Here is a 20,275-nt window from a genome sequence, read left to right on the forward strand (position 1 = left end):
CATGGAGCAAATGCCGGAACCCATGGAGGAAGCGCCGAGCCTCCCGGCGAGTGACGCGACCGTAAGTGAAGGATCAAGTGCGCTCGGAGAGGGCAAGGTCACAGGCCGAGCCTCTGCTGCCCATCTGAGACCTGTCCTAGCATCTGGGCATGACGGTCCTGCCTGCCGACGGGCTTTCGTTGGCCGCCGAATTCCCTGATCCCGCCCACGAGCAGTGGCAGAGCCTCGTCGAAGGTGTGCTGCGCAAGTCGGGCAAGGACGTTTCGGGTTCGGCCGCCGAGGAAGCGCTGTCCACCACGGTGGAGGACGGGCTCATCACCCGCCCCCTCTACACCTCGCGCGACGACGCGCCCGATGCCGGTCTCCCGGGCTTCGCCCCCTTCACCCGCGGCAGTACACCGCAGGGCGGTACGGCGGGCGGCTGGGGGGTACGGCAGCGGCACGCGTCGACGGATCCCGCCCGGCTCAACGAAGCCGTGCTCGGGGATCTGGAGAACGGTGCCACCTCGCTGTGGCTGACCGTCGGAGGCGCCGGCGGCGTGCCGGTCTCCGGTCTGGCGAGAGCACTGGAGGGCGTCCATCTCGATCTGGCACCGCTCGTGCTCGACGCGGGGGACGAACTCGACGCCGCGGCCACAGAGTTGCTCAGGCTCCACTCGGAGCGTGGCGTACCGGCGGACTCGGTGCGCGGCAGCCTCGGCGCCGACCCGCTGGGTCAGGCCGCCCGCACCGGCGGCGAGGCGGATCTGACGTCCGCCGTCCACTGGGCGAAGCACTGCGCGGCCGGGTTCCCAGGGCTGCGGGCGCTGACCGTCGACGCCCTGCCGTACCACGAGGCCGGCGGCTCGGCTGCCCAGGAGCTGGGCAGTTCGCTGGCCACGGGCGTCGCCTATCTGCGGGCGCTGACCGAGTCCGGGCTCGGTGTCGAAGAGGCCTGCGCCCAGCTGGAATTCCGGTACGCGGCCACCGCAGACCAGTTCCTGACGATCGCCAAGCTGCGGGCCGCGCGCCGGCTGTGGGCGCGGGTCGCCGAGGTCTGCGGGGCGCCGGAGGCCGGGGCACAGCGCCAGCACGCGGTGACGTCGCCGGTGATGATGACCCGTCGCGATCCGTGGGTGAACATGCTGCGGACCACGCTGGCCTGTCTGGGTGCGGGAGTCGGCGGTGCGGATGCCGTGACCGTGCTGCCCTTCGACCATGCGCTGGGCCTGCCTGACGCGTTCGCCCGGCGCATCGCGCGCAACACGTCGACGATCCTGCTGGAGGAGTCCCATCTGGCCCGGGTCATCGACCCGGCGGGCGGCTCCTGGTACGTGGAACGGCTCACCGACGAACTCGCGGACGCCGCCTGGGCGTTCTTCCAGGAGATCGAGCGGGCCGGCGGTCAGGCCGCGGCGCTCGGCTCCGGCATGGTCGCGGAACGCATCGCGGCCACCTGGGCCGCCCGCAGCAAGGATCTGGCACGGCGCAAGGAGCCGATCACCGGCGTCAGCGAGTTCCCGCAACTGGCGGAACGCACGGTGGAGCGCGAGCCGCTCCCGTCCGCCGCGGCGCGTGGCGGCCTTCCGGTGGTCCGCCGTGACGAGGCCTTCGAGGCGCTGCGCGCCCGTTCGGACGCCCACCTGGCGGCGACCGGCGCCCGGCCGCGGGTCTTCATCGCCGCGCTCGGTCCCGCCGCGGCGCACACCGCGCGGGCCTCGTTCGCGGCGAACCTGTTCCAGGCGGGTGGCATCGAACCCGTCCACGAGCCGGTCCAGGTGGACGCCTCGTCGGCCGCCGCAGCGTTCGCGGCGGCGGGAACGGACGTGGTCTGCCTGTGTTCCAGTGACGCGCTCTACGCCGAACAGGCCGGCGACGTCGCCGAGGTGCTCGTCGCGGCCGGTGCGCAGCGGGTGTACCTGGCCGGACGGCCCGGTACGTACACGGGCGTCGACGAGTACGTCTTCGCCGGCTGTGACGTGGTGGCCGTTCTCTCTTCCGTTCTCGACCGTATGGGTGTGGCGTAATGCGGATCCCCGACTTCTCCGACATCGAGCTCGGGCCGGGCGGCGGCGCCGAGGTGACCGAGGACCAGTGGCGTACCGCGGTCAAGGAGTCCTCCGGCACCTCCGACGACGACCTTCTGTGGGAGACCCCGGAGGGCATCGCGGTCAAGCCGCTGTACACCGGCCGGGACCTGGAGGGCATCGACTTCCTCGGAACGTACCCGGGGGTGGCACCGTATCTGCGCGGCCCGTACCCGACGATGTACGTCAACCAGCCCTGGACCATCCGGCAGTACGCGGGTTTCTCCACCGCGGAGGAGTCCAACGCCTTCTACCGCCGCAACCTCGCGGCCGGGCAGAAGGGTCTCTCGGTCGCCTTCGACCTGCCGACCCACCGCGGCTACGACAGCGACCACCCGCGGGTGACCGGTGACGTCGGCATGGCGGGCGTGGCGATCGACTCGATCTACGACATGCGGCAGCTGTTCGACGGCATCCCGCTCGACAAGATGTCCGTGTCGATGACGATGAACGGCGCCGTACTGCCGGTACTGGCGTTGTACATCGTGGCCGCCGAGGAACAGGGTGTTGCGCCCGAGAAGCTGGCCGGGACCATTCAGAACGACATTCTGAAGGAGTTCATGGTCCGCAACACCTACATCTACCCGCCGAAGCCCTCGATGCGGATCATCTCCGACATCTTCTCGTACACCTCGCAGAAGATGCCGCGCTACAACTCGATCTCCATCTCCGGCTACCACATCCAGGAAGCCGGAGCCACGGCCGACCTGGAACTGGCCTACACCCTGGCCGACGGGGTGGAGTACCTGCGCGCCGGACGGGACGCCGGACTCGACGTCGACGCGTTCGCCCCGCGGCTGTCGTTCTTCTGGGCGATCGGCATGAACTTCTTCATGGAGGTCGCCAAGCTGCGGGCGGCCCGGCTGCTGTGGGCCAAGCTGGTCAAGGAGTTCGAGCCGAAGAACGCCAAGTCCCTGTCCCTGCGCACCCATTCGCAGACCTCCGGATGGTCGCTGACCGCACAGGACGTGTTCAACAACGTCACCCGCACCTGTGTCGAGGCCATGGCCGCCACCCAGGGCCACACCCAGTCCCTGCACACCAACGCCCTCGACGAAGCCCTCGCCCTGCCCACCGACTTCTCGGCCCGCATCGCCCGCAACACCCAGCTGCTGCTCCAGCAGGAGTCCGGCACGGGACGGGTCATCGACCCGTGGGGCGGCAGCGCGTACGTGGAAAAGCTGACGTACGACCTGGCGCGGCGGGCCTGGCAGCACATCGAGGAGGTCGAGGCGGCGGGCGGCATGGCCAAGGCCATCGACGCCGGCATCCCCAAGCTCCGCATCGAGGAAGCCGCCGCCCGCACCCAGGCGCGCATCGACTCCGGGCGCCAGCCCGTCATCGGCGTCAACAAGTACCGGGTCGAGACCGACGAGAAGATCGACGTTCTCAAGGTCGACAACTCCTCGGTCCGCACCCAGCAGTTGGAGAAGCTTCGGCGGCTGCGTGAGGAGCGCGACGAGCAGGCCTGCCAGGACGCGCTGCACGCCCTGACGGCGGCGGCAGGGCGCGACCCGGGTCCCGGGCTGGAGGGCAATCTGCTGGCGCTGGCGGTCGACGCGGCGCGCGCGATGGCCACCGTGGGCGAGATCTCGGACGCCCTGGAGAAGGTGTACGGACGGCACGCGGGCCAGATCCGTACGATCTCCGGTGTGTATCGCAACGAGGCAGGGGAGTCGCCGTCCGTGGACCGCACCCGCGCACTGGTCGACGCGTTCGAGGAGGCGGAAGGGCGCCGTCCGCGCATCCTGGTCGCCAAGATGGGCCAGGACGGGCACGACCGCGGCCAGAAGGTGATCGCGACCGCCTTCGCGGACCTGGGCTTCGACGTGGACGTCGGCCCGCTGTTCCAGACGCCGGGCGAGGTCGCCCGGCAGGCGGTCGAGGCGGACGTGCACATCGTGGGCGTCTCGTCCCTGGCCGCCGGCCACCTCACGCTCGTACCGGCGCTGCGTGAGGAGCTCGCTGCCGAGGGCCGCGAGGACATCATGATCGTGGTGGGCGGGGTCATTCCGCCGCAGGACATCGACGCGCTGCACGAGGCGGGCGCGGCTGCCGTGTTCCCGCCGGGAACGGTGATTCCGGACGCCGCCCACGATCTGGTGACGCGGCTCGGTGCCTCGCTCGGTCACGAGCTGTGAGCCGCTGAACCGATGGCTCCGAAGATCGATCTCGACAGCTATGTGAAGGGGGTACTCGACGGGAGGCGGGCGCACATCGCGCGCGCCATCACCCTCGTCGAGTCCACCCGGCCCGATCACCGGGCGCTGGCGCAGCAGTTGCTGCGCGAACTGCTGCCGCACTCGGGCAACGCCCGGCGCATCGGCATCAGCGGTGTGCCCGGGGTCGGCAAGTCCACGTTCATCGACGCCCTCGGCACGATGCTCACCGGGCTCGGGCACCGGGTAGCGGTGCTCGCCGTGGACCCGTCCTCCAGCCGCACCGGCGGCTCCATCCTGGGCGACAAGACCAGGATGGAGCGGCTCGCGGTGGATCCGGCCGCTTTCGTGCGCCCCTCCCCCACTGCCGGCACTCTGGGCGGGGTGGCGAAGGCGACCCGCGAGTCGATCGTGGTGATGGAGGCGGCGGGCTACGACGTGGTGCTGGTGGAGACGGTCGGCGTCGGCCAGTCGGAGACGGCGGTCGCCAACATGGTCGACACGTTTCTGCTGCTGACGCTGGCCCGCACCGGTGACCAGCTCCAGGGCATCAAGAAGGGTGTGCTGGAGCTGGCGGACGCCATCGCGGTGAACAAGGCCGACGGCCCGCACGAGCGCGATGCCCGCTCCGCCGCACGTGAACTCGCGGGCGCACTGCGGCTGATGCACCCCGTGGACGCGGCGTGGACTCCGCCGGTGCTGACGTGCAGCGCCCGGGAGTCCAGCGGTCTGGACACCTTGTGGGAGCGGCTGGAGCAGCACCGGGAGCTGCTCGAATCGACGGGCCGGCTCGTGGCCAAGCGGAGTGAGCAGCAGGTCGACTGGACCTGGACCATGGTGCGGGACGACCTGCTGGACAGCCTGCGCAGCCATCCCGGGGTGCGCGCGCTCGCGCCGGAGCTCGAACTGCGCGTGCGGGAGGGCTCGTTGCCCGCCACGCTGGCCGCCGAGCAGATCCTGGAGGTGTTCCGGGCGCCGGGACCGGCGGCCGGACGCGACGAGGACCACGGCCGACCTCGGAGATCGAGCTGACCCTGGAGATCGAGCCGCCCGTGGAGATCGACGGCCCTGGGTCCTGTCTCATTGGTCAGCGTCGGTCCGAATCAGGATCGCAGCGAATGTGGTGTGTCACCCACCAGTCCGCGTTCCCCGAACAGGAATCCGGTGGCCTGGATTGCCAGACCGTCCGCAGACTCGCGACCCTCGAACGCTTCCGGTGGATCGGCGGTCCCGCCGACGTCCGGCAGATCTTCCACGCCCCCGGGGCGCTCCCCGCTGAGGTGCACGGCCTGGCCGGCCGTTCCGGGACGACGGCGTCACGGCCGTCTGCGGCATCGAGTCGCGGGGATTTCTGCTCGGGCACACGCGGTGGCCGTCCGGCATGAGGCACCGCGTGTGCCCGGGCTGCAGGCCCGCGTAGTGCAACAGGCCTGGCGCGGTGCTCAGTTCGAGCGCCGCAGGGCGGGCAGGTCGGCGCACAGGGCGGCCGGGAAGGCGGGCTCGACGCGGTGCACGTCGGAGCAGCCCGCCTTCGTGCCGCGTGCGAGGGGCACCCACCCCGACTTCTCGGCCCGGAAGAACCACCGGTCGCCGAGGCTCGCCCCACAGCCCGGCGCCTCACCCTCGGCGCAGGCCGGGCCCATGCGCGAGGACACATCGAACACCAGCCACTTCCCGTCGCAGTGCTCCTGGCCGCGGGAGGTGTGGTTCGGCACGTCGAGCGCCGCCACCGCCTGGTCGTAGGAGGCGGGGGTGCAGCCGGTGGGTGCCGGGTGGCAGCCGCGGTCGCCGCACAGGCGCAGGTCGGGCAGGTCGGCGTCGTCCGCGGTGAACGTCGTGTCGTTGTCCACGACCAGTTCGCGGTGGCCGAGCCCGGACGGCAGCCGCACCTTCGCCGTGCCGGTCGCGGTCTTCGAGCAGTCGGCGTGCGCGTCGCCGGTCAGGGCGGAGAAGGTGACCTGCACCCACACGGTGCGCTCAGACGTGGAGGACACGACCGCCTTCAGCTCGCGCGCGCAGGTCTTCCCCTTGCCGGGCACCTCTGCGTCGACGCTGAGCGCGCGCCCGCCGTCGGAGAGCCGGGCGGCAGTCACGCGGAACGGCGCAAACGTCTGCCAGTGCGGCGATTCCGTCGTCGTCGGCGCCCCGGCCCCGACCTGCTGCGTCCCGCAGGCACTGAGCAGCAGCACGGCGACGGTGCTCAGCAGAATGCCGGCCAGTGATCTACTGGACTGCATGCGTTCCGGACCCCTCACGAAAACGGTCGACCCGGGTGACTATAGAACGCCGCGTACACGTCAGGCCCGGCGCACCACACGGTGGCCGAGCGGCGGCAGGGTCAGACGCAGGCTCACCGGGCGCCACGGACCGGATCGGACGGCTTCAGCGGCTCGATCCGGTCCCGCATCGCGTCAGTGATCACTGACCGGACTGACACATCCGATCAACTGGCCAACCCATCGAGGAGACACTCTCTAGAGATCGAGCTGGTACTCGATCGAGCGGTGCGTCGCCTCGTATCCGAACGCGTCGTTGATGCGCCGCATGTACGTGTTGCTGTCGGCGGTGTCCGCGAGCAGGCCGCCCAGGTCCGGGTGGCGCTCGCGGGCCCGCAGGATGGACGCCGCCTTCATCCAGCGTGCGAGGCCGTGGCCCCGGTGCTCGGGCAGTACGCCCGTCCCGTAGTGCTGGCCGTCGCCCTGTCCGTCGCCCGGCACGACGAGTTCGGTGAAGCCGGCGATCGTGCCGTCGGTCACGTCGACTGCGGCCACGGTGTGAAGGCGGTCGCCGCGGTCCTCGACGGCCCGTGCCACGGCAATGACCCGGTCGACGTCCCACACGACGGCGCCGTAGTCGGTGTCGTCCATGGGCATGTCGTCCATGGCGCGGCGCGACGCTGCGAACGTCTGTGCCAGTGGACCGGGGACGGTGCCGTCCCAGGACTCCAGCCGGTAGCCCGGGTGCGGCTCCCGGGTGACGGCGGTCAGGGCCGCGGTGTCCACCGCCTCCAGTGACAGCCGGGCGTAGGTGAGGGTGAGGACCCTGCGCAGTCCCCTGGCCCGCAGGAACCCGTCTCCCGGGGTCCCGGCCTCGGTCTGCGCCACCACGGAGCGGCGGCCGTGCTCCCTGGCGGCCAGGACGGCCGCTTCGAGCAGCTGCGAGCCGGTGCCCTTGCGGCGTTCCGACGGGTGCACATGAAGTTCCAGTTCGGCGAGGTGGTCCTGGCCCTCCCGGGTGAAGACCCGGAGGAACGCCGATCCGACGGGCGCTCCCGCCTCGTCGGACGCCAGCCACGCCAGGCGGAAGTCGTGGGCGCCGCGGTCGGGATCGGTCAGAGCGGTGAGGTGTATCGGCAAGGTGACTCCGTAGTCGGAGGAACGGACCGGAGTACGAAACCACCCCGGCTCCCCCGCCGCAACGGGGTTACCCGCACCAAAGCCGCCATCGGCGCCGGACATCCGTGCTACATTGCAATCGGTACATGTGCATGCCTCCCATTCAGGCTCCGGTACCGATTCACCTTCACCACGCTGATGCGCCCGTCCTTTCCGGCCGGCGATCCAGCTTCATCGCATTGATTCCCTCAGTCCGGTACGGGTTCACCCACCGGCCTTTCCTGCCCGTCGTCCGGGGCGTGAGATCTCCGCCCCCGTCTCAGCCGGGCCCCTTCATTCGCATGTCCGCGAAAGGACCACCCCGCATGACCACCACACTCGAACACCCCGTATCCACCACCACCCGGCCCGCGGCCACCACCGCAGCAGCCGGCATCCTCGACATCGCACAGCAGGGGCACGGTTCCCTGCGCTCCGCCGGCGGCCACCCCGCCCCCGGGGACGTACAGGTCCCCGCGGCACTCATCCGCAGGTACGGCCTGCGCAAGGGAGATGTCGTCGAGGGCGCCTGCGAGCGGCCCCGCGCCCTGAGCGCCGTCGCACGGGTCAACGGACTGCCGCCCCAAGCACTGCGGGGCCGCCCGCACTTCCGCGACCTCACCCCGCTCCACCCCCGGCAGCGACTGCGCCTGGAGACGCCGTCCGGCGGCCCCTCGACGCGGATCGTCGATCTCGTCGCCCCGATCGGCAAGGGGCAGCGCGGCCTGATCGTCGCCCCGCCCAGGACCGGGAAGACGGTCCTCCTCCAGCAGGTCGCGGCGGCCGTCGCGGAGAACCACCCCGAGTCCCATCTGATGGTGGTGCTCCTCGACGAACGGCCCGAGGAGGTCACCGACATGCGCCGCTCGGTGCGCGGCGAGGTCTACGCCTCGACCTTCGACCGGCCGGCCAGGGAACACATCGCCCTCGCGGAACTCGCGCTCGAACGCGCCAAGCGGCTCGTCGAGCAGGGCCGGGACGTCGTCATGCTGGTGGACTCGCTCACCCGGCTCTGCCGGGCCCACAACAACGCCGCAGGCAACGGCGGACGCACCCTCAGCGGTGGTGTGGACGCAGCCGCGCTGCTCGGCCCCAAGCGGCTCTTCGGCGCCGCCCGCCTCACCGAGGAGGGCGGTTCACTGACCATCCTGGCCACGGCACTCGTCGACACCGGCTCCCGGGCGGACGAGTACTTCTTCGAGGAGCTGAAGGGAACCGGCAACATGGAACTCCGGCTCGACCGCTCACTGGCCGAGAAGCGCATCCACCCGGCGGTGAACATCGCCGCCTCCGGCACCCGCCGCGATGAACTCCTCGTACCTGCCGATGAGTTGACCGCCGTACGAGACCTGCGCCGGGCCCTGCACTCCCGGGACGCGCAGACCTCTCTGGAGACGTTGCTGGACCGGATCCGGCGCACCGCGGACAACGCCGCCTTCCTGCGCCTGATCCGCACCACCGTGCCGTCGGCCTGACGGGTCCCGGTGCAGGATCACTTCATCCGGGCGTTCAGCGAGGCGGTGTGCTCCCGCACCTGTTCCGGGGTGAGGTAGCTGTCCGTGTACTCGAAGTCCCGCAGTGTCGCGGGCTTGCGGGACTGGAATCCGGTCCGGACGAAGTCGTCGCCCGCCGCCGCGTTGATCAGCCAGTTGGTCATGACGCGTGCCTTGGCCACGTTGGTCCGCAGCGCCGACCAGTGGTAGCCCCGGGCCACGGCCTGGGCCGTGATCCCGTGCATCTCGATGCCAAGGGGCTTGGAGACGGCGTCCTTGCCGCCGAGGTCCACGACGAGCCCGAGATCCTTGTGGACGTACGGCCGCAGCGGCTGGTGCCGGAGCGTCGCCAGCAGGTTGTCGGCGAGCCTGCGGCCCTGACGCATCGCGTGCTGGGCCGTCGGCGGGCAGACCGCGCCGTCGCCCTTGACCAGGTCCGGCACGGCCGCCACGTCGCCGAGCGCGAACATGCCGTCGTAGCCGGGCAGGGTCATCTCGGGAGTCACCGCCAGCCTGCCGCGCACCGTCTCCGCGTCGAAGGTGGTGACGAGCGGGCTCGCGGTGACACCGGCCGTCCAGATGAGCGTGCGGCAGGGCAGTACCCGGCCGTCGGTGAACGTCACCTTGTCGGCGCCGGCCTCGGCGACGGAGACACCGAGCGACACCTCGATGCCGCGTTCCCGCAGGACCTTCAGCGCGCTCTCGCCGAGCTTGTCGCCCAGCTCGGGCATCAGCTTCGGAGCGATGTCGATCAGATGCCACTTGATCAGCTTCGGGTCGAGCCGGGGATAGTGCCTGACCGCGTTGCTGGTGAGCCGTTGCAGACAGGCGGCCGTCTCGGTGCCCGCGTACCCACCGCCGACCACCACGAACTGCAGCCGGGAGGCCCGCTCCTCCTCGTCGCTGCTGGCGTCCGCGAGGTCGAGCTGGGCGATCACGTGGTCTCGTACGTACGCCGCCTCGGCCAGCGTCTTCATGCCGCGGGCGTTGTCGAGCAGTCCGGGAATGTCGAAGGTGCGGGTGACGCTGCCCGGGCTGAGCACGATGTAGTCGTACGGCTCGTAGACGACCTCGTCGGTGATCTTGCGGATGACGCAGATCTTCGCCTTCGGGTCCACGCCGATGGCCCCGCCGGGAATGATGCGCGTGCGGTGCCGGCTACTCCGTCGCAGTGACACCGCGACGGACTGCGGGGTGAGGACGCCGGAGGCGACCTGCGGCAGCAGGGGCAGGTAGAGCTGGTACGAGAACGGTGCGACGAGCGCGATGTCCGCTTCGCCCGGGCGGAGCCCGCGCTCCAGACGGCGTACGCACTCGACCCCGGCAAATCCGGCTCCGACAACGAGAATCCTGGGTCGTGCCACAGTGTTCGTCCCTTCTCGGGGTCTGCACGTCGTCCGTTCGCCTGCCCCGTCACACGCGCCCGTCACCTCTCATCTTTACGAGACGGGCGCGAGTCCGCCTGCTGGGGCGGCAGAACGGACGACCTCAGCGGGTCATCTGGCCAGGTATGCCGCGACCGTGCAGGCCCCGCCGGCTGTGCCCGCGCAGACCACCGCGGTGGCGACGCAGCGCGTTCTGAGCCTGCGGTAACGCTCGTTGTACTCGCCGCGCAGTTCGGCGGCGCGGGCCGAGACGCGTACGAGCATCGCCCGCGAGGCGGCGGCCCGGTCGGCCGCGTAGACCCGCTCCACGTCCTCGCGCTGGGCCGTCGTGAGCCACGGCAGCTCGTCGGTGAAGCGGCGGGCGCGCCGGCGCGCCTCCTCGATCTCGGCGTTCCACAGCAGGTAGCCCTCCATCTGGGCCAGGCCGCGGGCGCTGTCCTTCTCGGGATCGGGACCCATGCGTCTCTCCTCTCGCCCGGCCCTCCTGCTCACGCCTGCCTGTCCCCCGGCGCCACCGTCACGGATTGGTCACCGCGGTTGGCGGTCTCGTCGAGCTCACGTACGGCGGGGTGGTGCAGGTCGAACGCCGGGGATTCGGAACGGATCCGGGGCAGCGTGACGAAGTTGTGCCGCGGCGGCGGGCAGGAGGTCGCCCACTCCAGCGAACGGCCGTAGCCCCAAGGATCGTCGGCCTCGACCTTCTTGCCGTACTTGGCGGTCTTCCACACGTTGTAGAGGAACGGCAGCATCGACAGGCCGAGCAGGAACGAGGAAACCGTCGAGATCGTGTTGAGAGCGGTGAAACCGTCCGCGGCCAGGTAGTCGGCGTAACGACGCGGCATGCCCTCCGCGCCCAGCCAGTGCTGCACCAGGAACGTGCCGTGGAACCCGACGAACAGCGTCCAGAAGGTGATCTTGCCGAGCCGCTCGTCCAGCATCCTGCCGGTGAACTTCGGCCACCAGAAGTGGAATCCGGCGAACATCGCGAACACCACGGTGCCGAAGACGACGTAGTGGAAGTGCGCGACCACGAAGTACGAGTCCGAGACGTGGAAGTCCATCGGCGGCGAGGCCAGGATGACGCCGGTCAGACCGCCGAAAAGGAACGTGACGAGGAAGCCGATGGACCAGAGCATCGGTGTCTCGAAGGACAGCGAGCCCTTCCACATCGTGCCGATCCAGTTGAAGAACTTCACCCCGGTGGGCACCGCGATGAGGAACGTCATGAAGGAGAAGAACGGCAGCAGCACGCCGCCGGTGACGTACATGTGGTGCGCCCACACCGTCGCCGAGAGACCGGCGATCGAGATCGTCGCGGCCACGAGGCCGATGTAACCGAAGATCGGTTTGCGGCTGAAGACGGGGATGATCTCACTGACGATCCCGAAGAAGGGGAGCGCGATGATGTACACCTCCGGGTGGCCGAAGAACCAGAAGAGGTGCTGCCAGAGCAGCGCGCCGCCGTTGGTCGCGTCGAAGACGTGGGCACCGAACTTCCGGTCCGCCTCCAGGGCCAGGAGCGCCGCGGCGAGCACCGGGAAGGCCAGCAGGACCAGGACACCGGTCAGCAGGACGTTCCAGACGAAGATCGGCATGCGGAACATCGTCATGCCGGGCGCGCGCATGCAGATGATCGTGGTGATGAAGTTGACCGAGCCGAGGATCGTGCCGAAGCCGGAGAAGGCCAGACCCATGATCCACATGTCTCCGCCGATCCCCGGCGAGCGAATGGCGTCCGTCAGCGGGGAGTAGGCGAACCAGCCGAAGTCGGCCGCGCCGTTCGGGGTGAGGAAGCCGGCCACCACGAGGAGCGAGCCGAAGAGGTACAGCCAGTACGCGAACATGTTCAGCCGCGGGAACGCCACGTCGGGCGCGCCGATCTGCAACGGCATGATCCAGTTGGTGAATCCGGCGAACAGCGGCGTCGCGAACATCAGCAGCATGATCGTGCCGTGGATGGTGAACGCCTGGTTGAACTGCTCGTTCGACACGAGCTGCGTGCCCGGACGCGCCAGCTCGGCGCGCATGACGAGCGCGAGCACGCCACCGAGGAGGAAGAACGCGAAAGACGTGACCAGGTACAGCGAGCCGATCGTCTTGTGGTCAGTGGTGGTCAGCCACTTGATGACGACGTTTCCCGGCTCCTTGCTGTGTACCGGAAGCTCGTTGGCGTACGACTCCTCTTCGTCCGTCGGCTCTGCTGTGCCCGTCGTCGTCACTGGGACGCTCCTTCGGTTGTCATCCGCGGGTGGAATGCGCACCCGGCGTGGCGCCGCTTCCAGCGGGTGGGCCGAACGGCCCTCCCCGCGCGTCGCGCGTGTTTCCGGTTGCAGCAAACCAGTCACGGCCCCACCGAAGGCGGCCCGGCGCCCGCCACGGCTCCACTTTCACTCGTCAGGGCGTCCCCCGGGGCCCCGGCGGCCGAGCCGACCGGTCCGCGCGGGGAGCGGTGCGGGAACAGCTCCGCCCCGGCTCGACGGAAGGTCGGCCGGGGCGGAGCAGCAACAGGGCTGTACGGGCTGGGGGGGCAGAAGTGCGGGCGCCTGTCCCCCATCGCCCTGTTACATCAGGCGAGGCTCGCGATCGCCTGGTTGAACGTCGCCGACGGGCGCATGACGGCCGCGGCCTTGGCCGGGTCGGGCTGGTAGTAGCCACCGATGTCGGCCGGCTTGCCCTGGACCGCGATCAGTTCGCCGACGATGGTCTGCTCCTGCTCGGCCAGCGTCTTGGCGAGCGGGGCGAACGCCGTCGCGAGGTCGGCGTCGGTGCTCTGCTGCGCCAGCTCCTGGGCCCAGTACAGCGACAGGTAGAAGTGGCTGCCGCGGTTGTCGATGCCGCCGAGCTTGCGGCTCGGGGACTTGTCCTCGTTGAGGAACGTGGCGGTCGCACGGTCCAGCGTGTCGGCGAGGACCTGGGCGCGCGCGTTGTCCGTGGTCTGCGCGAGGTGCTCGAAGCTGACCGCGAGGGCGAGGAACTCGCCCAGGCTGTCCCAGCGCAGGTAGTCCTCCTTGACGAGCTGCTGGACGTGCTTGGGCGCGGAGCCGCCGGCGCCCGTCTCGAACAGACCGCCACCGTTCATCAGCGGCACGACGGAGAGCATCTTCGCGCTGGTGCCGAGTTCCAGGATCGGGAACAGGTCGGTGAGGTAGTCGCGCAGCACGTTGCCGGTCACCGAGATGGTGTCCTCACCGCGGCGGATGCGCTCCAGCGAGAAGGCGGTGGCCTTCTCCGGGGTCAGGATCTCGATCTGGAGACCGTCGGTGTCGTGGTCGGCCAGGTAGGTCTTGACCTTGGTGATGAGCTGCGCGTCGTGGGCGCGGTCCTCGTCGAGCCAGAACACGGCCGGGTTGCCGGTCGCGCGGGCGCGGGTGACGGCGAGCTTGACCCAGTCCTGGATCGGCAGGTCCTTGGTCTGGCACATCCGGAAGATGTCACCGGCGCCGACGGCCTGCTCCAGGACGGTGGTGCCGGCGGTGTCGACGACCCGCACCGTGCCCGTGGCGGGGATCTCGAAGGTCTTGTCGTGGCTGCCGTACTCCTCGGCCTTCTGCGCCATCAGACCGACGTTGGGCACCGAGCCCATGGTGGACGGGTCGAAGGCGCCGTTCGCACGGCAGTCGTCGATCACGACCTGGTAGACACCGGCGTAGCTGCTGTCCGGCAGGACGGCGACGGTGTCGGCCTCCTGGCCGTCCGGGCCCCACATGTGGCCGGAGGTGCGGATCATGGCCGGCATGGAGGCGTCCACGATGACGTCGCTGGGGACGTGCAGGTTGGTGATGCCCTTGTCGGAGTCGACCATCGCCAGGGCGGGGCCCTCGGCGAGCTCGGCCTCGAAGGACGCCTTGATCTCGGCGCCGACGTGAGGCACGGAGTCGAGGCCCTTGAGGATCCCGCCGAGGCCGTCGTTCGGGGTCAGGCCCGCGGCGGCGAGGACGTCGCCGTACTTGGCGAAGGTGTTCGGGAAGAAGGCGCGGACCACGTGGCCGAAGATGATCGGGTCGGAGACCTTCATCATCGTGGCCTTGAGGTGCACAGAGAACAGCACGTCCTCGGACTTGGCCCGGGCGATCTGCGCGGTGAAGAACTCACGCAGTGCTGCGACACGCATGACGGCGGCGTCCACGACCTCGCCGGCGAGCACGGGTACGGACTCGCGCAGCACCGTGGTGGTGCCGTCGTCGCCCACCAGCTCGATGCGCAGCGAGCCGGGCTCGGCGATCACGGCGGACTTCTCGGTGGAGCGGAAGTCGTCGACGCCCATGGTGGCGACGTTCGTCTTCGAGTCGGCCGACCATGCGCCCATGCGGTGCGGGTGGTTCTTGGCGTAGTTCTTGACCGACGCGGGGGCGCGGCGGTCGGAGTTGCCCTCGCGCAGGACGGGGTTGACCGCGCTGCCCTTGACCTTGTCGTAGCGTGCGCGGACGTCCTTGTCCTCGTCGCTCTGCGGGTCGTCCGGGTAGTCCGGAAGCGCGTAGCCCTGCTCCTGGAGCTCGGCGATCGCGGCCTTCAGCTGCGGGATCGAGGCCGAGATGTTCGGCAGCTTGATGATGTTCGCACCGGGAGTGGTGGCCAGCGCGCCCAGCTCGGCAAGAGCGTCGTCGATGCGCTGGCTCTCCTGGAGGCGATCGGGGAAACTGGCGATGATCCGGCCCGCCAGGGAGATGTCACGGCTCTCCACGGTGACCCCGGCCTTCGAGGCATACGCCTCGACCACGGGCAGGAACGAATACGTCGCCAGGGCCGGGGCCTCGTCGGTGTGTGTATAGATGATGGTCGAGTCAGTCACCCTGTGCTCCGCTCCACGTCTGCAACATTGCTTGACATCAAGATATCTCGTGATCGCCGCTGTCTCGACAGGGCCCTGCTCCACATGGTTTTGCGCTGTGCCCGTCGGCCTGACAGCGTGCGGCTGCATGAGCACCGACAATGAGCACGAGACGGCGGACGCGGCTCTCGCACGGGCGGTGCGCCTGCGCGAGCGGAAGACCGCGCAGGCACACGAGGAGCTGGTGACCCTGGCGGCACGCCATCCGCGCGATGCCGCCATCGCCTACCAGGCCGCCTGGTCGCACGATTCCCTGGGCCTCGAGGCCGAGGCCGTGCCGTTCTACGAGCGCGCGCTGAACGGGACAGGCCTTTCGGCGCAGGACCGCCACGGGGCCTTCCTCGGCCTCGGCAGCACGCTGCGGGTGCTGGGCCGCTACGAGGAGGCGCGCGAGGTACTGGGGCGGGGTCTGGGCGAGTTCACCCACGATGCCGCCCTGCGGACGTTCCTGGCCATGACGCTGTACAACCTGGGCGAATCCCGCGAGGCTGTACGGACGCTCCTGCTGGTGTCGGCCGCCACCAGCGAGGATCCGCAGGTCCGGGCGTACCGTCCGGCGATCGAGTACTACGCCGATCACCTGGACGAGACGGAGTAGGGCTGCTCAGGGCCGGTGCCGTGGTGGGACCTTTTCACCTGCCGGTACGGGACCGGGCGGAGTGCCGTCGCCGAACGGCCGGCCGCCGAGCTGCTCGCGGTGGTGCGGGGTCAGGAATCCCGACAGGTCGGGCCCGGCGGGCACGATGCCGGTGGGATTGATGCCCGTGTGGACGCGGTAGTAGTGCTGCTTGATGTGGTGGAAGTCGACGGTGTCCCCGAACCCGGGGGTCTGGTAGAGGTCCCTGGTGTACGCCCACAGGACCGGGTCCTCGGCCAGTTTCGAGCGGTTGCACTTGAAGTGGCCGTGATAGACGGCGTCGAAGCGCACCAGGGTGGTGAAGAGACGGATGTCGGCCTCGGTGATCGTGTCGCCGACGAGGTAGCGCCGCTCCCTCAGTCCTTCCGACACCTGGTCCAGGCGGCGGAAGAGGGCCTCGTAGGCGCTCTCGTACGTGCTCTGGTCGTCCGCGAACCCGGCCTGGTACACGCCGTTGTTGATGTCGCGGTAGACCCCTGCCATCACCTCGTCGATCTCTTCGCGCAACGGCTCCGGGTAGAGGTCGGGCGCCCCTGGGCGGTGCAGTGCGGTCCATTCGGTGGCGAGATCCAGGGTGATCTGCTGGTAGTCGTTGGTGACGAGCCTGCCGCTGGGGACGTCGACGATCGCGGGGACGCTGACGCCGCCGGGGTACCCGCGCTCCCTGGCGTCGTACGCCTCGCTCAGGTAGCGGATGCCGAGTACCGGGTCCCGGCCGTCCGGGTCCAGGGTGAAGCGCCAGCTTCGGTCGTCCTGCAGCGGGTCGGCGACGGCGAGCGAGAGGGCGCTCTCCAGACCGAGCAGCCTGCGGGAGACCAGGGCGCGGCTCGCCCAGGGGCAGGCGCGGCTGACGACGAGGCGGTAGCGACCGGCCTCGACGGGCCAGCCGCCCTGGCCGTCGGCAGTGATGCGGTCGGCGAAATGACTCCGGGACCGTTTGAAGGGCTTGTGTCCGTACGAACTGTTGCCGTCCTGCGCGGTGCCGTCGGGGTCCTTCATTCGCGTCTCCTTAGAGGTCCGCCGTGGAGGATGCGGACTGCTGTGTACGGCTTCTGCCCCGCCGGGCCCCGCCCACGTCGGCCAGCGCCACGACGAGTCCGGCGATCACGAAGGCGACGGAGACGATGAGTCCGTGGTCGTAGGCGGTGGACCAGGCGGCGGGGCCCACCTGGGCGAAGAACACCGAGCCCACGGCGGCGATCCCGATCGCGGAGCCGACGCGCTGGCCGGTCTGCAGGGTGCCGCCGGCGCTTCCCGCGGTGGCCACCGGCACCTGCGACAGGGTCAGGGTCTGGTTGGGTGCGATGACCAGGCCGCTGCCCAGGCCGGCCAGCAGCAGCGGGGCGGCCATCGCCCATCCGGCACCCCTGCCGGGCACCAGGTGGACGGCGAGCGCGGTGGCTGCCAGCCCCACCGCGACAGTGGCCATGCCGAGGACGACGAGGGGGCGCCCGTACCGGCCGACCATTCTGCCGCCGGGGCCTGCGGCGACGGCGGAGCCCAGGGCGAACGGGGTGATCGCCAGGCCCGCCTGCAGGGCGGTGTAGTGCAGGCCGCTCTGCAGGTAGAGCGTGGTGATGAAGAAGATCGAGGTGAATCCGGCGAAGTACAGCAGGATCAGCAGGCAGCCCAGCCAGTAGGAACGGACGCGGAAGAGCCGGAGGTCGACGACCGGCTGCGTGCCGCGGCGCCCGCACCGGGACTCCCAGCCGACGAACGCGGCGAGCAGTACCGCGGCGACCAGCAGGAGCAGCCACTTCCCGTTGCCCGGCCACTGATGGGCCTGGACGAACGGCAGCAGCAGGGCCAGCACCCCCGCCCCCAGCAGCAGGATCCCGAGGGGGTCGAGATCCCGCAGCCGCACCGGGCCCGCGGAGGGGGTGTCCGGCAGCAGCCGCCGCGCCAGCAGGAGGCAGACGAGCCCGAGCGGCAGGTTGACGTAGAACACCCAGCGCCAGCCCTCCTCGGCCCCGGCGGCCTGGATGAGCAGTCCGCCCAGCAGCGGGCCGACCGCGGTGGAGATGCCGACCACCGTGCCGAACATGCCGAACGCCCGGCCCCGCTCCCGCCCCGAGAACATCTGCTGGATGAGGGCGGAGATCTGCGGCGAGACCATACCGCCCGCCAGTCCTTGGACCAGTCGGGCGATCACCAGCCAGGTGCTGGACTGGGCGGCGCCGCAAGCGGCGGACGACAGGGTGAAGAGCACCAGCCCGGTCATGAAGACCTCGCGGCGCCCACGGGCGTCGCCGAGGCGCCCGGCGGGAATCAGGAAGAGACCGAAGGCGAGCGAGTACCCCGAGAGCACCCACTGCAGATCGGACTCCGGGGTGTGCAGCCCTTCCCGGATGGACGGCAGGGCCACGTTGACGATGGACACGTCCAGGAGGGTCATGAAGCCCGCCACCAGACAGACCGCGAGCGCCTGCCACCGCCGGGGGTCGGGGGTGTCCGGTCCGGCGGCGGAGCCCGCATCCCGCCCCGCAGAACCCCGGTACGCCGCGCTCTCTGCCATGGCTCGCACACTAGGTCGCACGCCCCGATTCCTCATCCCGGCAGGGCCACCCGGCCCACCGACCGGGTGACAGAATCGCATCTGCTAGCATTTTTCGAGAACATGCTTGCATTTGCAGCTCCAATGAGCTTAGAGTCCAACATATGCAGTCTTACACCATCGGACAGGCCGCCCGCTTGCTCGGCGTCAGCCCGGACACCGCGCGGCGCTGGGCGGATGCCGGCCGGGTCGCCACCCACCGCGAGGAGAGCGGTCGCCGCCTCATCGACGGCCGCGATCTGGCCGCGTTCTCCGTCGAGGTCGCACAGAACGGCACGGCCGAGGAGGAGGTCTCCTACACCTCCGCGCGCAACGCCTTTCCGGGCATCGTCACCGCGGTCAAGCTCGGGGACGTGGCGGCACAGGTGGAGATCCAGGCCGGTCCGCACCGGCTCGTGTCACTGCTGACCCGGGAGGCCGTCGAGGAGCTCGGGCTTGAGGTCGGCATGACGGCGACCGCCCGCGTGAAGTCGACCAGCGTGCACATCGACCGCACCTGACACACCCGTCCGCCCGCGGTCCGCCCTCCGCCCGCGGGCGCACGTCCGCCACCGCACGTGCGCCGCGGGCGACGGAAACCCGTCCGCCGCGGCCCGGCGATCCACGGAGAAGCATCTCCGCGGGCCCCCGCACACCCGTCACCCCGGCGCGGCCCCCCGCGATGCTCCGAGTCGCACGGGCGGCACCGGCCGCGCTCAGCCCGGCGCGGGCCCGGTGGAGTCCCGGACCACCAGCTGGGTGGCCAGCTCCACGTGCAGGGTGTCCACCGCCTGCCCGTCCAGCAGCCGCATCAGCAGGGACACCGCCATCCGCCCCATCTCCTGCACCGGCTGACGGACCGTCGTCAGCCGGGGCACGGTGCTGCGGCCCAGGTCCGTGTCGTCGAAGCCGGTGATCGACAGATCCTCCGGCACCCGTAGCCCGCGTTCGTAGGCCGCGCGCAGCGCGCCGACCGCCGCCTTGTCGTTGAACGCGACCAGCGCGGTCGGGCGTTCGGGCAGTTCGAGCAGCTCGCGCGCCGCCACATACCCCCAGTCGGCGGTCGGCTCGATGCTACGCAGCAACTCCGGGGCGTGCAGCACGCCGACGTCGGCCAGCGCCGAGCGGTGGCCGGCGAGTCGCGCCTGGCAGGCCAGCCATTCGGCCGGGCCCCCGATGACCCCGATCCGCCGGTGACCTAGGCCGGCCAGGTGCGCGGTCACGTCCCTGGCGCCCGCCAGGTGCGCCGCGGAGACGGAGGCGATGTCGCCGGGCAGCGGCGTCCGCGGGTCCACCACCACGAACGGCAGACCCTGCCCACGCAGCGCCTCCAGCTCCGGCCCGGGTTCCGGCGGCAGGATCAGCAGGGCGCCGCCGACGGCCGGGTCCGCCGCCAGTCCGGGCAGCACGGACCGCTCCCGGGCGGCGTCGCCCGCACTGAGCACCAGCCGTCTTCCGTGCACGTCCAGGGCCTCGGCGATCGAGGAGACGATCACCCCGAAGTAGTCGGTGAGCACATAGGGGCAGCGCACGAAGACGGCACCCTCCGCGCTGCCGCGCCGCGCGGGCGGCGTGGCCCCCAGCCGTTCCGCTGCCGAGCGGACACGCTCCTGCGTGCCGGGCGCCACCCGGGCCTGCCCGCTCATCACGCGCGACACGGTCGCGATCGAAACGCCCGCCTCGGCCGCGATCATCCGCACCGTCACCTGGGACCCCACCGGCCTAGCCACGCGTTACAGAATTCCGTTTCATACATGCAGCCTATCGCGCTTCCCTGACCGCCGGAGCTATGTATTGACA

General features: G+C 70.4%; 15 protein-coding genes. 6 read left to right on the forward strand and 9 right to left on the reverse strand.

The genetic code is table 11. The annotated features are described in order from the left end of the window. Positions 1–149 precede the first annotated feature (149 nt). The 3 genes from mutA to meaB are packed head-to-tail and all read left to right on the forward strand — an operon-like array spanning position 150 to position 5,257. Entirely contained in the window at positions 150–2,006 is a 1,857-nt protein-coding gene (gene mutA / locus SH922_RS02230; RefSeq protein WP_393054000.1) for a methylmalonyl-CoA mutase small subunit, read from the forward strand. After that, positions 2,006–4,207, forward strand: a complete 2,202-nt coding sequence (gene scpA, locus SH922_RS02235) for a methylmalonyl-CoA mutase (RefSeq protein ID WP_393054003.1) — start codon at positions 2,006–2,008, stop codon at positions 4,205–4,207. The genes mutA and scpA overlap by 1 nt, the downstream gene beginning before the upstream one ends. A gap of 12 nt (positions 4,208–4,219) precedes the next feature. Continuing rightward, the gene (gene meaB / locus SH922_RS02240) at positions 4,220–5,257 is read left to right on the forward strand and encodes a methylmalonyl Co-A mutase-associated GTPase MeaB (protein WP_393054006.1); all 1,038 of its coding nucleotides are present in this window, start codon (positions 4,220–4,222) and stop codon (positions 5,255–5,257) included. Positions 5,258–5,667: 410 nt separating this feature from the next. Here the strand turns inward: meaB and SH922_RS02245 are convergent, their stop codons facing one another. Both SH922_RS02245 and SH922_RS02250 read right to left on the reverse strand, forming a co-directional pair. Continuing rightward, a complete protein-coding gene (locus SH922_RS02245) occupies positions 5,668–6,462 on the reverse strand; it encodes a hypothetical protein (protein WP_393054008.1) in 795 nt (264 codons plus the stop codon). A gap of 237 nt (positions 6,463–6,699) precedes the next feature. After that, positions 6,700–7,581: a GNAT family N-acetyltransferase gene (locus SH922_RS02250; RefSeq protein ID WP_393054011.1), complete on the reverse strand. Its 882-nt coding sequence runs from the start codon at positions 7,579–7,581 to the stop codon at positions 6,700–6,702. A 320-nt stretch (positions 7,582–7,901) separates the two neighbouring features. Between SH922_RS02250 and rho the strand changes: the two genes are divergently transcribed. Continuing rightward, positions 7,902–9,074 (forward strand): transcription termination factor Rho, encoded by a 1,173-nt coding sequence (gene rho / locus SH922_RS02255; protein ID WP_393054014.1) that lies wholly within the window; start codon positions 7,902–7,904, stop codon positions 9,072–9,074. 17 nt (positions 9,075–9,091) lie between these two features. On the opposite strand, the gene SH922_RS02260 is transcribed toward rho, so the two are convergent. The 4 genes from SH922_RS02260 to SH922_RS02275 all read right to left on the reverse strand — a co-directional run bounded on the left by SH922_RS02260 (position 9,092) and on the right by SH922_RS02275 (position 15,266). Beyond that, positions 9,092–10,456 (reverse strand): NAD(P)/FAD-dependent oxidoreductase, encoded by a 1,365-nt coding sequence (locus SH922_RS02260; protein ID WP_393054017.1) that lies wholly within the window; start codon positions 10,454–10,456, stop codon positions 9,092–9,094. A gap of 132 nt (positions 10,457–10,588) precedes the next feature. After that, positions 10,589–10,936 (reverse strand): hypothetical protein, encoded by a 348-nt coding sequence (locus tag SH922_RS02265; RefSeq protein WP_393054020.1) that lies wholly within the window; start codon positions 10,934–10,936, stop codon positions 10,589–10,591. Positions 10,937–10,965: 29 nt separating this feature from the next. Next, positions 10,966–12,696: a cytochrome c oxidase subunit I gene (gene ctaD, locus SH922_RS02270; RefSeq protein WP_393054023.1), complete on the reverse strand. Its 1,731-nt coding sequence runs from the start codon at positions 12,694–12,696 to the stop codon at positions 10,966–10,968. 347 nt (positions 12,697–13,043) lie between these two features. Next, the gene (locus tag SH922_RS02275) at positions 13,044–15,266 is read right to left on the reverse strand and encodes an NADP-dependent isocitrate dehydrogenase (protein WP_393054025.1); all 2,223 of its coding nucleotides are present in this window, start codon (positions 15,264–15,266) and stop codon (positions 13,044–13,046) included. Positions 15,267–15,393: 127 nt separating this feature from the next. Here SH922_RS02275 and SH922_RS02280 point away from each other — a divergent pair, with 127 nt between their 5' ends. Further along, positions 15,394–15,903, forward strand: coding sequence for a tetratricopeptide repeat protein (locus SH922_RS02280; protein WP_393054028.1), 510 nt, complete (start codon positions 15,394–15,396; stop codon positions 15,901–15,903). Between the two features lie 6 nt (positions 15,904–15,909). Here SH922_RS02280 and SH922_RS02285 read toward each other — a convergent pair whose 3' ends face one another. Next, a complete protein-coding gene (locus SH922_RS02285) occupies positions 15,910–16,941 on the reverse strand; it encodes a glutathione S-transferase family protein (protein WP_393054031.1) in 1,032 nt (343 codons plus the stop codon). Between the two features lie 10 nt (positions 16,942–16,951). After that, positions 16,952–18,457: an MFS transporter gene (locus SH922_RS02290; protein WP_393054034.1), complete on the reverse strand. Its 1,506-nt coding sequence runs from the start codon at positions 18,455–18,457 to the stop codon at positions 16,952–16,954. A gap of 143 nt (positions 18,458–18,600) precedes the next feature. Between SH922_RS02290 and SH922_RS02295 the strand changes: the two genes are divergently transcribed. Further along, positions 18,601–18,996 carry a molybdopterin-binding protein gene (locus SH922_RS02295; RefSeq protein WP_393054037.1) on the forward strand — a complete coding sequence of 132 codons (396 nt, stop codon included), beginning with the start codon at positions 18,601–18,603 and terminating at the stop codon, positions 18,994–18,996. A gap of 195 nt (positions 18,997–19,191) precedes the next feature. Here SH922_RS02295 and SH922_RS02300 read toward each other — a convergent pair whose 3' ends face one another. Further along, positions 19,192–20,205, reverse strand: coding sequence for a LacI family DNA-binding transcriptional regulator (locus SH922_RS02300; RefSeq protein ID WP_393054039.1), 1,014 nt, complete (start codon positions 20,203–20,205; stop codon positions 19,192–19,194). Positions 20,206–20,275: the final 70 nt, after the last annotated feature.

It is taken from the genome of Streptomyces sp. LN549 (assembly GCF_043203805.1).
In the GTDB taxonomy this organism is placed as follows: domain Bacteria; phylum Actinomycetota; class Actinomycetes; order Streptomycetales; family Streptomycetaceae; genus Streptomyces.

What these genes read in the sequence shown, in the direction of transcription:
- SH922_RS02265 (WP_393054020.1), bottom strand. Translation starts at nt 10,936, where the DNA reads ATGGGTCCCGATCCCGAGAAGGACAGCGCCCGCGGCCTGGCCCAGATG.
- rho (WP_393054014.1), top strand. Translation starts at nt 7,902, where the DNA reads ATGTCCGCGAAAGGACCACCCCGCATGACCACCACACTCGAACACCCC.
- SH922_RS02245 (WP_393054008.1), bottom strand. Translation starts at nt 6,462, where the DNA reads ATGCAGTCCAGTAGATCACTGGCCGGCATTCTGCTGAGCACCGTCGCC.
- SH922_RS02280 (WP_393054028.1), top strand. Translation starts at nt 15,394, where the DNA reads ATGAGCACCGACAATGAGCACGAGACGGCGGACGCGGCTCTCGCACGG.
- SH922_RS02290 (WP_393054034.1), bottom strand. Translation starts at nt 18,457, where the DNA reads ATGGCAGAGAGCGCGGCGTACCGGGGTTCTGCGGGGCGGGATGCGGGC.
- meaB (WP_393054006.1), top strand. Translation starts at nt 4,220, where the DNA reads ATGGCTCCGAAGATCGATCTCGACAGCTATGTGAAGGGGGTACTCGAC.
- SH922_RS02295 (WP_393054037.1), top strand. Translation starts at nt 18,601, where the DNA reads ATGCAGTCTTACACCATCGGACAGGCCGCCCGCTTGCTCGGCGTCAGC.
- scpA (WP_393054003.1), top strand. Translation starts at nt 2,006, where the DNA reads ATGCGGATCCCCGACTTCTCCGACATCGAGCTCGGGCCGGGCGGCGGC.
- SH922_RS02285 (WP_393054031.1), bottom strand. Translation starts at nt 16,941, where the DNA reads ATGAAGGACCCCGACGGCACCGCGCAGGACGGCAACAGTTCGTACGGA.
- mutA (WP_393054000.1), top strand. Translation starts at nt 150, where the DNA reads ATGACGGTCCTGCCTGCCGACGGGCTTTCGTTGGCCGCCGAATTCCCT.